We start from the raw sequence: 11,820 nt of genomic DNA on the forward strand, positions 1-11,820 counted from the left end.
CACACAGCGACCGGGAGTGTCACGGCCATGAGCACGCAGCAAGGTCTCACCCACATCGACGAGGCGGGCGCGGCCCGCATGGTCGACGTATCGGCGAAGGACGTCACGTCCCGCACCGCCCGCGCCAGCGGGCGGGTCCTGGTCTCGCCGCGCGTGATCGAGCTGCTGCGCGGCGAGGGCGTCCCGAAGGGCGACGCGCTCGCCACCGCCCGCATCGCCGGGATCATGGGCGCCAAGAAGACGCCGGACCTCATCCCGCTCTGCCACCCGCTGGCCGTCTCGGGCGTCACCCTGGACCTGGCGGTCACGGACGACGCGGTGGAGATCCTGGCGACGGTGAAGACCACCGACCGCACGGGCGTCGAGATGGAGGCCCTCACGGCGGTCTCGGTGGCCGCCCTGACCGTCGTCGACATGGTGAAGGCGGTCGACAAGGGCGCGGTCATCTCCGACGTGCGGGTGGAGGAGAAGACGGGCGGCAAGTCGGGCCACTGGACGAGGGACGAGAAGTGACGCGCGCGGGCCGGGTGGCGGGCGTCCACGAGCACGAGCACGAGGAGCGGGAGCCGTCCGCCGGGCCCGAGGAGGTCCCGGCCGCTGCCTACCGCGCGCTCGTCGTCACCGCCTCCAACCGGGCTTCGGCCGGGGTGTACGAGGACAAGGGCGGTCCGCTGATCGCCGAGGGCCTGACCCGGATGCGCTTCGCCGTGGACGGCCCGCAGGTCGTCCCGGACGGGGCGCCGGTGGAGGCGGCCCTGCGTGCGGGGGTCGACGCCGGGTACGACGTGATCGTCACGACCGGCGGGACGGGCATCTCGCCCACCGACGAGACGCCGGAGGCGACCCGCCGGGTCCTGGAGCGGGAGATCCCGGGCATCCCGGAGGCGATCCGCGCGTTCGGGCGCGAGAAGGTCCCGACGGCTGCGCTCTCGCGCGGTCTGGCCGGGGTCGCGGGCGCCACGCTGATCGTGAACCTGCCGGGGTCCCCGGGCGGGGTGCGCGACGGGCTCGCCGTCCTGGAACCGCTCCTGCGCCACGCCGTCGACCAGATCCGCGGCGGCGACCACCCGAGAGCGTCGTGATCCCGTCCTGGCCGGTGGTGCTCGTCGACGGCGACGTACTGCTCCGACCGATAAGGATGCGCGACCAGGCGGCCTGGCGCGAGGTGAACCGGCGCAACCGCGAGTGGCTGCGGCCCTGGGAGGCGACGGTTCCCCCTGCGCCTCCGGGCGCTCCGGTCGCGCACCGGCCGACGTACCGTCAGATGGTGCGCCATCTGCGGTCGGAGGCGAACGCCGGCCGGATGCTGCCGTTCGTGATCGAGTACCGGGGGCGGCTCGTCGGCCAGTTGACGGTCGCCGGGATCACCTGGGGCTCGATGTGCTCGGGGCACGTGGGGTACTGGGTGGACAGCGAGGTCGCCGGGCGCGGGGTGATGCCGACGGCGGTCGCGCTCGCCGTCGACCACTGCTTCCGCGTGGTGGGGCTGCACCGCATGGAGGTGTGCATCCGCCCGGAGAACGGGCCTTCGCGCCGGGTGGTCGAGAAGCTCGGATTCCGGGAGGAGGGGCTCCGCCCCCGCTATCTCCACATCGACGGCGCCTGGCGGGACCATCTCGTGTTCGCGCTGACGGCGGAGGAGGTGCCGGAGGGGCTGCTGCGCCGCTGGCATCACGCGAGAATGCAATAAGTGTTCGAATTTAATCGCCAGTTGGCGGTCAATCGATCGGAACAATCACAAAAAAGTTCAGTGATATCAGCCAGATCGTGCGACACACCGGGCCAATTGGCCGATGCGTGTTACGGAACCCCTCTACCGTGTGAGGCGTGAGCAGCAGCGGCCTCATCTACGCAGTCATCGTCGGGGCCTGGGCCGCCTACTTGGTGCCGATGTGGCTCCGCAGGCAGGACGAGCTGAACGAAGCCCGTCCGACGGAACGCTTCAGCACCGCCATCCGGCTGCTTTCCGGACGGGCGGGCATGGAGCGCCGGTACGCCAAGGAGCTCAAGGAACGGGACCTTGCGGCGGAGGGACCGACGCCCGACGTGGACCCGGACGCGGAGACCGAGCATCTGAGCTCGGTCGACGTCCGGGCCTTCTCCGCGCCCGCGGCCAGGACGGAAGCGCGCCTGGAACTCCCGGAACCCGAGCCGGAACCGGCGCCGGGCCCCGCACAGGCACCGCCCCGGCCCGCCCAGGGAGCCGCCGCCGAGCGTGCCCGTCGCGGCAAGGTCCTCGCGCGGCGCCGCCGGACCACGACGCTCCTCTTCGCCGGCTTCACCCTCGGCGCGGTCGTCGCGGCCGTCGGCGGCGTCGCCTTCCTGTGGGCCCCGGCGGTCCCCGCGCTGCTCCTCAGCGCGTACATCGTCCACCTGCGGATCCAGGAACGACGCCGCTTCGTGTACGTCATGGACCGGCGCCGCGCCGAAGCGGCCGCCGCCCGGCTGCGCGAGAGCCGGCGCCCGGCCCCGACCCCGGAGCCGGAGGCCGACACGACCCCCGCGGTCCCGGCGGTCTCCCCGCAGGAGGCGGACCGGCGCGCCCTGGTCGAGCAGACCGACCACGCGGAGTGGGTGGACCAGCAGCGTGAGCGCGGCCCGGCCCGCGGCGACAGCTGGGACCCGGTCCCGGTGCCGCTCCCCACGTACGTCACCGCCCCGGTCGCCCCGCGCGCCACGAGCGGCATCGACATCACGGACCCGGAGACCTGGAGCGCGGCCCGCTCCTCCACGGCGGCCGACCCGGCCCCCGCGCCGTCCCCGGCGCCCCGCCAGCGCACCACCCCGCCCCGCCGCGGCCGCGACCACGGCCGCACCCCGCTCTTCGACCAGTACGCGGACGACGACCGCCCCCGGGCGGCCAACGAATGACCCCCGGCCGGGGGTCCGCGACGGCCCCCGGCTGACCTGCGAGGGAAGCGATTTTTGTTCTTCCCGATCGGGATGCTAATGTTTCACACGTCGCAAGGGCCTGTGGCGCAGTCTGGTAGCGCACCTCGTTCGCATCGAGGGGGTCTGGGGTTCAAATCCCCACAGGTCCACAGACACGGGAATCCCGTCCGATCGCAAGATCGGGCGGGATTCTCGCTTTCCCGGTACGGGGGTGCCGACCCGCGCCTTCTGAGCGCGGGTCAGCGGGGGCGTCAGACCAGGGGCTTCGCGAAGCAGCGGCTGAGTTCGTGGTCGCGGTAGTGGCCGAACTTGGCGCAGGGCTCGTAGCCGCTGGACGTGTAGAGGGCGATGGCCTCCGGCTGCTCGGTGCCCGTCTCCAGGACCATGCGGGTGCGGCCGGCGGCGCGGGCGTCGGATTCCAGGGCCGCGAGGATGCGGCGGGCCAGGCCCAGGCCGCGGGCCTCGGGTATCACGTACATGCGCTTCAGCTCGGCGTCGCCGTCCGCGTAGCCCTGGTCGTTCGCGTCCTGGGTGCGCCAGCCGCCCGTGGCGACCGGCCGGCCCTCGGAGTCGTACGCGAGGAGGTAGAGGCCGTGGGGCGGGGCGAACATGCCGGCGTCCAGCGGTGTGACATCGCCCTCGTCGCCGTAGCGGACGGCGTACTCCGCCTGGACGGCGTCGTCGAGTTTGACGGCGTCGGGGTGGTCATAGGGCGTGGGCTGGATGTTCATACGGTGGATCGTACATGTATGCGACCGCTGGGTGTCGGTATTCTCCCGGGATGCTCACTGTGACGTCCGTGAATGTCAATGGTCTCCGCGCCGCCGCCAAGAAGGGCTTCGTCGAGTGGCTGGCCGGCACCTCCGCCGATGCCGTCTGCCTCCAGGAGGTCCGCGCCGAGGAGGCGCAGCTGCCCGAGGAGGTGCGCAGCCCCGAGGGCTGGTTCACCGTCCACGCCCCCGCCGCCGCCAAGGGCCGTGCCGGTGTGTCGCTCTACACGCGCCGCGAGCCCGACGCCGTGCGCATCGGCTTCGGGTCCGCCGAGTTCGACTCCAGCGGCCGGTACGTCGAGGCCGACCTGCCCGGTGTGACCGTCGCCAGCCTCTATCTGCCCTCGGGCGAGGTCGGCACCGAGCGCCAGGACGAGAAGTACCGGTTCATGGGCGAGTTCCTGCCGTACCTCAAGGAGCTCAGGACGCGCGCCGCCGCCGACGGGCGCGAGGTCGTCGTCTGCGGCGACTGGAACATCGCCCACCGCGAGGCCGACCTCAAGAACTGGAAGGCCAACAAGAAGAACGCCGGCTTCCTGCCCGAGGAGCGGGAGTGGCTCGGCCGCGTCCTCGAGGAGGGCGACGGGGGGTACGTCGACGTCGTCCGGCAGCTCCACCCCGAGCAGGAGGGGCCCTACTCCTGGTGGTCCTACCGCGGGCGCGCCTTCGACAACGACAGCGGCTGGCGCATCGACTACCAGATCGCCACTCCCGGACTCGCCGCCAAGGCCGTCAAGGCCTATGTCGAGCGGGCCGCGACCCACGAGGAGCGGTGGAGCGATCACGCGCCCGTGACCGCCGTGTACGAGGTCTAGTACGCGGTAGCGTGCTCCGCAATTGACGGGACCGGGTGGGGGCATCGTTGAGCGCGCGCATTCTCATCGCCGAGGACGACGAAAAGCAGTCGCGGCTGATTCGGATCTACCTGGAGCGGGAGGGGAATACCGTCCAGGTCGTCGCCGACGGACGCTCCGCATTGGAGCGGGTGCGTTCCGTCCGGCCCGATCTCGTCGTTCTCGACGTGATGCTGCCTTTCGTCGACGGACTCGACGTGTGCCGCATTCTGCGCTCCGAGGGATCCGACGTCCCGATCCTGCTGCTCACCGCCCGCAGCACCGAGGAGGACATGCTCCTCGGCCTCGACCTCGGCGCCGACGACTACCTCACCAAGCCGTACAGCCCCCGCGAGCTCACCGCCCGGGTCCGCGCCCTGCTCCGGCGGTCCCGGGCGACCGGCGCGGCCGCCCGTGAGGAGCTGCTGCGGGTCGGCGAGGTCGAACTCGACACCGCCCGCTTCGAGGTCCGGGTCGCCGGCCGGCCGGTGGCCCTGACCTCGAAGGAGTTCTCCCTCCTTGAGGTCCTGGCCCGCGAGCCGGGCCGGGTCTTCACCCGCGCGCAGATCATCGAGCGGGTCTTCGGCTTCGACAGTGACGTCCTGGAGCGGACGGTCGACGTCCACGTGCGCAATCTGCGGCTGAAGCTGGAGAACGATCCGGCCAGGCCCCGGCATCTGGAGACCGTGTACGGGCGGGGGTACCGGCTCTCGGACGGAGGACCGACCCGGTGAGCTTCCGGCTGCGGGTCTTCTCGCTCGTCCTGCTCGTCGCCGTGGCCGCCAGCGGCGCCACCGCCTGGCTGACCCTGCGGCAGCTCACCGGACAGGTCCGCGAGTCCGCCGCCGCCGACCGCCAGTCCATCGCCGCCATCACCGAGGAGCTGCGCGCCTACGGCGCCGGCCACGGCACCTGGGAGGGCGTCGCCGCCACCGTCCGCACCCTCGCCGAGGAGACCGGACAGCGCATCCGGATCAGCACCGACCGGCAGGGCCAGATCGCCGACTCCGACACCCTCCTCGGCCGCGACCCGCGCCCCGGCAGCACCGCGCCCGCGCTCCTCGTCGACCCGAGGCCCGAACTGGAGTTCCCCGCGGCCTGGGAGGCCGGCTCGATGCGCAAGGTGACGCCCTCCGTGATCACGAGCTACGGCGGCAACGTCACCTACGCGGCCTGCCTGACCCGGCTCGGACAGCAGGTCACCGTCCAGCGCGGCACGTTCGGCATGCCGCTCTACCGGGGCGGCGAGAACACCCCGGCGGGCACGCCCTGCACCGAGCCGGGGCCGCACGCCCCGAGCCGGGCCGACATCGACGCGGCCGAGGCCTGCAGCGCCGAGGCGAGCGCCGAAGCGCTCGCCTGTCTGCGCAGGGTCTTCACCGAGCGCACCGCCGCCGTCGGCCCCCAGCCGCTGACCGTGCGGCTCGGCGCCGTCGACGACGCCGGACAGACCCTCGCCGCCGGGCCGACCGCGCTCGTCGCCGCCGGAGTGGCCGCCGCCGTGCTCGCCAGCGCGCTGGTCCTCGGCCGGGCCGTCCTGCGCCCCGTACGCGCCCTCACGGCGGCCTCCCGGGGGCTCGGCGAGGGCGACCTGGGGCGCAGGGTGCCCGCCGCCGGCAAGGACGAGATCGCGGAGCTCGGCCGGTCCTTCAACCGGATGGCCGGCTCCCTCCAGGACAGCGAGGAGCGGCAGCGCCGGCTCGTCGGGGACATCGCCCACGAGCTGCGCACCCCCCTCGCCAATCTGCGCGGCTATCTGGAGGCGCTCCGGGACGGCGTCCTGGAGGCCGACGCCGAGCTGCTCGACTCGCTCCACGAGGAGGTGCTGCTCCAGCAGCGGATCGTGGACGACCTCCAGGACCTCGCGCTCGCCGAGGCGGGCGCCCTCACGTACCACCGCAGGCCGCTGGACGCGCGGGAGCTGGTCGAGGCCTGCCGGACCGCGCACAGCGCCCGGGCCGCGGCGGCCGGGGTCGGCCTGGAGGTGACGGGGCCGGGCCCCGCCGCCGTACGGCTGCACGGGGACCCGGACCGGCTGCGCCAGGCCCTCGGGAACCTCGTCGGCAACGCGGTGCGGCACACGGCCCCCGGGGGGCGTGTGCGGCTCGAACTGGACGAGCGGGACGAGAGGGTGCGGATCGCCGTCAGGGACACCGGCAGCGGCATCCCGGCCGCCGATCTGCCGTACCTCTTCGACCGCTTCTGGCGGGCGGACGCGGCGCGCGGGCGGGCCACCGGCGGCAGCGGGCTCGGGCTCTCGATCGCCCGGCAGATCGTGGCGGACCACCACGGGGCCGTCGAGGTGACGTCCGAGGTGGGTGTGGGGTCCGTGTTCACGGTGGTGCTGCCGGCCCCGCGGGACGGGGCCGGCGGCGGGGAGCGGGATCAGCACGGAGAGGTGGATCAGCACGGAGGGTCGGATGGCCCGGACGGGAGAAATCGCTGAACGGGCGGACGCGCTGTCGGATTCTTTTCGGTGGTGGATGTCCGGCGGGGGCCGTGAAGCATTCCGGGGTACGGCGGGCGGCGACCGGAGCGGGCCTTTCGCCTCCGGTCCGCCGGAATTCCGGAATCCGTCGCCGGGGGGAATCGGCGGGAAGCGGGCGGCGCGTGTGAGGTGCCGGGCGGCTCGCGCGTCACGTGCGGGGCGGCTCGCGTGTCAGGTGCCGGACAGGGCCACCGTCGGTGCCAGACGGCTCGCCCGTACCGCCGGATAGAGGCCCGCGATCATCCCGATCACCAGGGTCGCCCCCACCCCCGCCGCCGTCGCCCACACCGGGACGACCGTCGGCCAGCCCCGGCTCACCGCGTACGCGGCGGTGATCACCGTCCCGAGGACGGTTCCGCCGAGGCCGCCGATCACCGACAGGAGCAGGGACTCCGTGACGAACTGGGCGCGGATCTGGCCCCGGGTGGCGCCGAGCGCCCGGCGCAGCCCGATCTCCGGGCGGCGTTCGAGGACGGAGATCACCATCGTGTTCCCGACGCCGACCCCGCCGACGAGCAGCGCGACCCCGCCGAGGCCGAGGAGCAGACCGGTCAGCGTCGACTCGGTGGCCTCGCGGGCCGCGAGCGCGTCCGACGGCCGTGAGACCCGCACCTCGGCGGGCTTCGCCGGGTTCGCCGTGGCCGGCAGCACCGCACGTACCGCCGCGACGGCACTGTCCTCGGTGCGGACGTAGACCGTCGAGGGATGGCCGTCGAACCGCAGGTACGTCCGGGCCGCGGGCCCGCCGACGAGCGCCGCGCCGTCCAGCTCCGGAGCCAGCGGTACGGGGTCGAGGACGCCGACCAGGGAGAACCAGCGGCCGCCGATCCACAGCCGGGTCCCCGGCGTGTACACATCGAGCCGCTGGGCGGCGGTCGCGCCGAGCACGACCGCCGGGTAGCGCTCGGTCGCCGCGTCCAGCCAGCGGCCCCGGCTCACCCGGCCGCCGACCGCCGGGAGCAGTCCGTCGTCCGCCGCCAGGACGGTGAGGGAGCCGGTGCGGCCGACCGCGATCCGCTCGTTGCGGTAGACCTTCGCGTCGGTCGCGCCGGTGGCGGCTGCCTCCCGGACCGGCGGGATGCGGCCGATCATGCGCACGGCCTCGGCCGGGAGCTTCGGCTGCGGGCCGCCCACGGCGACGCCGGGCTCGACCCGCAGGAGGTTCGTGCCGAGCGCGTCGAGCCGGCGGTCCACCTCCGCCCGGCCCGAGCCGGAGATGCCGACCACCGCGATCATGGCGGCGACGCCGATCGCGATGCCGAGCGCGGAGAGGAACACCCGCAGCGGGCGGGTCCGCAGGCCGGTGCCGCCGAGCCGGACGACGTCGGCGGGGCGCAGCCGGGCCGGCCGCGGGGCGGTGCTCCGCCGCCCGGTGCGCCGTCCTCGGGGGGCGGGGATCATCCGTGGGCTCCGATCGCGGGTTCCGTGGAGGTGTCCGCGACCACCCGGCCGTCGCGCATCTCGATACGGCGGGGGAGGGCGGCCGCGATCTCCCGGTCGTGGGTGATGACGACGACGGTCGTGCCCGAGGCGTGCAGCTCCCGCAGGAGCGCCAGGACGGCCGCCCCCGACGCGGAGTCCAGGTTCCCCGTCGGCTCGTCGGCCAGCAGGACCGCGGGTCCGCCGACCACCGCCCGTGCCACGGCCACCCGTTGGCGCTCGCCGCCGGAGAGCTGGTGCGGCAGGTGGTGGACGCGGTGGCCGAGCCCGACCCGGGCCAGGGCCGCCGCCGCGCGCGCCCGGCGGCGGCGCAGCGGGATCCCGGCGTACAGCAGGCCGTCGGCGACCGCGTCCAGGACCGGGACGCCGACCGCCAGGTGGAACTGCTGGAAGACGAAGCCGATCCGGGTGGCCCGCAACGCGGACACCTCCCGGTCGGTCAGGCCCGCCACGTCGTGACCGTCGACCAGGACCTGGCCGGCGGTGGGCACGTCCAGGCTGCCCATGAGGTGGAGCATGCTGGACTTTCCCGAACCCGACGGGCCGACGATCGCGACGAGTTCGCCCCGGTGGATCCGCAGGCTCACGTCCCGGACGGCCGCCACGCCGCCCGGGTAGGTCTTCGAGACCGCCTCGAACTCCACGACCGCCTCGCTCACTGGGGGATCCTCACCTTCAGGCCCTCGCGGACGGCCGGGCCGCCGACCTCGACCAGGCCGTCGGCGAAGAGCCCGGTCCGCGCCGTGACGAAGCGGCCGTCGGTGGTCTCCAGGCCGTGCCCGCCCTCGGCCAGTGCGACCAGGGCGGCGACCGGCACGGCGAGCACGTTCTCGCGCTTCCGGCCCACGTATTCGACGGTGACGGGGCCGCTCTCCAGGCGGCCGAGGGCCCGCTGGTCGGCGAGGGTGATCGTGACCGGGACGGTCGGCGCGCCGCCTCCGCCGGTCCCGCCGTCGCCGCCGGGGGCGGTCGCCTGTCTGCCGACGGACGCCACCCGGCCCTTCACGGGGGTCCCGTCGGGCAGCTTGACGGTGAGTTCGGTGCCGCGCACCGCCCAGGAGGCTTCCGCCGCCGAGGCGTTGACGACGACCTTGCGGCTCGTGCCCGTGTAGGTGAGCGTGTTCTCCCCGGCCGGGCCGCCGAGCCGTACGCCCGCCTGGCCGAGGCGGACCCGGCCGGTGGAGTAGATGACGTCCCCGAGGCCGACGCGGCCGGTGGCCGGCAGACCGAGGGTCTTCTGCCAGCGCTCGACGGCCCGTTCGGTGCCGGAGGTGAACTTCTCGTCGACGGTGAAGCCGGTGTAGCCGAGCGCGGCGAGGTTGGACTCGAACTGGAGGACGTCCATGCCGCGCATCGGCTGCGGGGGAGGGGAGGGCGGGGGCGCGTCCGTGCCGGTGCTCGTACCCTTGCCGCCGGTCGTGCCGCCGGTCGTGGCGCCGTCCGCGCCCCCGTCCGTGCCTCCGGCGCCCCCCGACGCCGGAGGGTTCGTGGTCCCCGTGGTGTCCGGGGGCGGGGTGGCCGCCGTCATGCCCAGTTCGCGGTACATCGGCAGCGTGCCGTACAGGAGCACCACCGGCCGGTCGTCCACCCGCAGCAGGGTGTCGCCGCGTTCGGCCGTCGTGCCGGGCTCGGGGAGCCAGGTGACGGTGCCGGTGGCCTTGACCGGCAGCGGGATCTCGGCCCCGTACCCCAACGTGCCCTCGACCGAGGTCCGTTCGACGAGGCTCGTGCGGGCGACGGCGACCGTCGAGCCCGCGCGCGGGGGCGCGGACGGGGGCTTCTCCTCCCCGCCGCCGAGGCCCAGCCCGCCCGCGGCGGCGACGGCCGCCACCACCGTGACGGCCGCGACGACGAGGATCGTACGGTTCCGCCGGCGGCGTCCCGCGTTCCGCGGGGGAGCCGTCCCCTCCCGCACCGGATCCACGGGATCCGTCGGCTCCACCGGGTGCGCCGCCTTCGCTCCCGTCTCGGTACCGGCTCCGCTCATCGCTCTCAGCCCTTGCCCGAGCCCAGGTCCTCGTCGGCGGGCTCGCCGATGACCGGGCGGCAGATGCGTCCGGCCTGCTTGGCGCCGGCCGAGGTCTGGTTCCACTGCTGGTCGCCGTAGGTGTTGCCGTCGGGCTCGGGGTCGGGGAAGTCCGGTGCGCCGTTCTTCTGCATGCAGTCGGCGAACTTGAAGCGCAGCTCGATCTGTTCGGGGGTGAGCTTGGGCGCGGTGCGGCGCTCGATCCCCTCGGGGACGGCCATCTGCTTCTTGCTGCACGTCTCCAGGGTCTTGCGGAGGGTCGGGTTGCTCTTGATCGCGCGCCCGTCGGGCAGCTCCACCTGGCCGTTCTCGTTGGGGTCGGGGGCGTCGATGCCGCCGGCGCGCAGGCACGTCACCCAGGCCCGCTGGGCCTCGACGTACGCGGCGACCTCGTCGTTGCCGCCGCTGTTCCCGTTCCCGCTCCCGGTCGTGGCCTTGCCCTTGCCCGTACCGGCGGAGGAGGTGCCGTCGCCGGCCGTCGGGATCTTCCCGGCCCCGTTGCCCCCGCCACCGCCGCAGCCGGTCAGTGCGAAGGCCGTGACCGCCGCGGCGGCGGCCAGCAGCACCCGGTTCGTCCTCATGGGTTCTCCCGTTCCTCGGTGGGTGGAGCGACCGTAGGACGGGGGTGATGAAGAACCTTTGAAGAACCTGTCAGGCGGTCATGAGGCCGGTTCCCCGGGGTTCAGGCGCCGGTCGAGCGCCATCGACAGCTCCGCCTCCACCACGCTCTTGGCGAGCGGGCGCAGGCGCCACAGGTCGTCGTCCTTCGCGTGGGTGCGCAGGAGTTCGGTGAAGAGTTCGGCGAGGGCGTCGGCGTGTTCGCGGACGCGGGCGCCCGCCTTGAGGACCTCGGCGAGCGGGACGCCCTCCCGGACCAGGGCTGCGGAGACGTCGAGCAGCCGGCGGCTGATGTGGATGATCTCCTCGCCGTCGGTGACGAGGTAGCCGAGATCGAGCGCGGCGGCGAGGTTCTCGGCGGTGACCTCGCCGGCGAAGTGGTCGGCGAGCTCCTCGGGGGTGAGGCGGACCGGCTCCTCCTCCGAGGGGGCGGGCAGGGCGAGGACCTCGCGGACGTTCCGGCCGCTCTCGAAGGCGGCGGTGAGGTCGGCGATGCCGTTGAGGGTGTGGCCGCGCTCCAGGAGGGCGGCGATCGTACGCAGCCGGGCCAGGTGGTTGTCGTCGTACCAGGCGATGCGGCCCTCGCGGCGGGGCGGCGGGATCAGGCCGCGTTCGCGGTAGAAGCGCAGGGTGCGCACGGTGATGCCGGCGGCGGAGGCCAGCTCCTCCATGCGGTACTCGCGTACGCCGGCCGTCGCGGTGTCGCCTACGCCGTCCTGGGCGCCCGTCTCGGGGCGTGATCCTTCTGCCACA

13 protein-coding genes and 1 tRNA gene are annotated in these 11,820 nt (G+C 74.1%); 8 read left to right on the forward strand and 6 right to left on the reverse strand.

From position 1 onward, the window contains the following. Positions 1-27: 27 nt before the first annotated feature. The 5 genes from moaC to ACF07V_RS26905 all read left to right on the forward strand — a co-directional run bounded on the left by moaC (position 28) and on the right by ACF07V_RS26905 (position 3,041). On the forward strand, positions 28-513 hold the full coding sequence (gene moaC, locus ACF07V_RS26885; protein ID WP_392157883.1) for a cyclic pyranopterin monophosphate synthase MoaC: 486 nt from the start codon (positions 28-30) through the stop codon (positions 511-513). Further along, on the forward strand, positions 510-1,082 hold the full coding sequence (locus tag ACF07V_RS26890; protein ID WP_392157885.1) for a molybdenum cofactor biosynthesis protein B: 573 nt from the start codon (positions 510-512) through the stop codon (positions 1,080-1,082). The genes moaC and ACF07V_RS26890 overlap by 4 nt, the downstream gene beginning before the upstream one ends. Further along, positions 1,079-1,690 carry a GNAT family N-acetyltransferase gene (locus ACF07V_RS26895; protein ID WP_392157887.1) on the forward strand — a complete coding sequence of 204 codons (612 nt, stop codon included), beginning with the start codon at positions 1,079-1,081 and terminating at the stop codon, positions 1,688-1,690. The genes ACF07V_RS26890 and ACF07V_RS26895 overlap by 4 nt, the downstream gene beginning before the upstream one ends. A gap of 137 nt (positions 1,691-1,827) precedes the next feature. Next, positions 1,828-2,871 (forward strand): gephyrin-like molybdotransferase receptor GlpR, encoded by a 1,044-nt coding sequence (gene glpR, locus ACF07V_RS26900; protein ID WP_392157889.1) that lies wholly within the window; start codon positions 1,828-1,830, stop codon positions 2,869-2,871. 96 nt (positions 2,872-2,967) lie between these two features. Beyond that, positions 2,968-3,041: transfer RNA gene (locus ACF07V_RS26905), tRNA-Ala, on the forward strand. Positions 3,042-3,143: 102 nt separating this feature from the next. Here the strand turns inward: ACF07V_RS26905 and ACF07V_RS26910 are convergent. Beyond that, complete coding sequence (locus tag ACF07V_RS26910; protein WP_392157891.1) at positions 3,144-3,623, reverse strand: GNAT family N-acetyltransferase; 480 nt, start codon at positions 3,621-3,623, stop codon at positions 3,144-3,146. A 50-nt stretch (positions 3,624-3,673) separates the two neighbouring features. Between ACF07V_RS26910 and ACF07V_RS26915 the strand changes: the two genes are divergently transcribed. From ACF07V_RS26915 to ACF07V_RS26925, 3 genes are read left to right on the forward strand one after another with little or no spacing between them, the layout of a single operon-like run. Further along, entirely contained in the window at positions 3,674-4,477 is an 804-nt protein-coding gene (locus ACF07V_RS26915; protein WP_392157893.1) for an exodeoxyribonuclease III, read from the forward strand. A gap of 47 nt (positions 4,478-4,524) precedes the next feature. Then, positions 4,525-5,229 (forward strand): response regulator transcription factor, encoded by a 705-nt coding sequence (locus tag ACF07V_RS26920; protein ID WP_392157895.1) that lies wholly within the window; start codon positions 4,525-4,527, stop codon positions 5,227-5,229. After that, positions 5,226-6,941 carry an ATP-binding protein gene (locus tag ACF07V_RS26925; protein ID WP_392157897.1) on the forward strand — a complete coding sequence of 572 codons (1,716 nt, stop codon included), beginning with the start codon at positions 5,226-5,228 and terminating at the stop codon, positions 6,939-6,941. Before ACF07V_RS26920 ends, ACF07V_RS26925 begins: the two co-directional genes overlap by 4 nt. A 213-nt stretch (positions 6,942-7,154) precedes the next feature. Here the strand turns inward: ACF07V_RS26925 and ACF07V_RS26930 are convergent, their stop codons facing one another. From ACF07V_RS26930 to ACF07V_RS26950, 5 genes are all read right to left on the reverse strand, one after another. Continuing rightward, a complete protein-coding gene (locus ACF07V_RS26930; RefSeq protein ID WP_392157899.1) occupies positions 7,155-8,384 on the reverse strand; it encodes an ABC transporter permease in 1,230 nt (409 codons plus the stop codon). Continuing rightward, positions 8,381-9,082 (reverse strand): ABC transporter ATP-binding protein, encoded by a 702-nt coding sequence (locus tag ACF07V_RS26935; RefSeq protein ID WP_392157900.1) that lies wholly within the window; start codon positions 9,080-9,082, stop codon positions 8,381-8,383. The genes ACF07V_RS26930 and ACF07V_RS26935 overlap by 4 nt, the downstream gene beginning before the upstream one ends. After that, positions 9,079-10,410, reverse strand: coding sequence for a peptidoglycan-binding protein (locus ACF07V_RS26940; RefSeq protein WP_392157902.1), 1,332 nt, complete (start codon positions 10,408-10,410; stop codon positions 9,079-9,081). Before ACF07V_RS26940 ends, ACF07V_RS26935 begins: the two co-directional genes overlap by 4 nt. A 5-nt stretch (positions 10,411-10,415) precedes the next feature. Continuing rightward, a complete protein-coding gene (locus ACF07V_RS26945) occupies positions 10,416-11,030 on the reverse strand; it encodes a hypothetical protein (protein WP_392157904.1) in 615 nt (204 codons plus the stop codon). Between the two features lie 78 nt (positions 11,031-11,108). After that, positions 11,109-11,738, reverse strand: a complete 630-nt coding sequence (locus ACF07V_RS26950; protein ID WP_392158159.1) for a MerR family transcriptional regulator — start codon at positions 11,736-11,738, stop codon at positions 11,109-11,111. Positions 11,739-11,820: the final 82 nt, after the last annotated feature.

It is taken from the genome of Streptomyces sp. NPDC015661 (assembly GCF_043077765.1).
Lineage (GTDB): Bacteria > Actinomycetota > Actinomycetes > Streptomycetales > Streptomycetaceae > Streptomyces.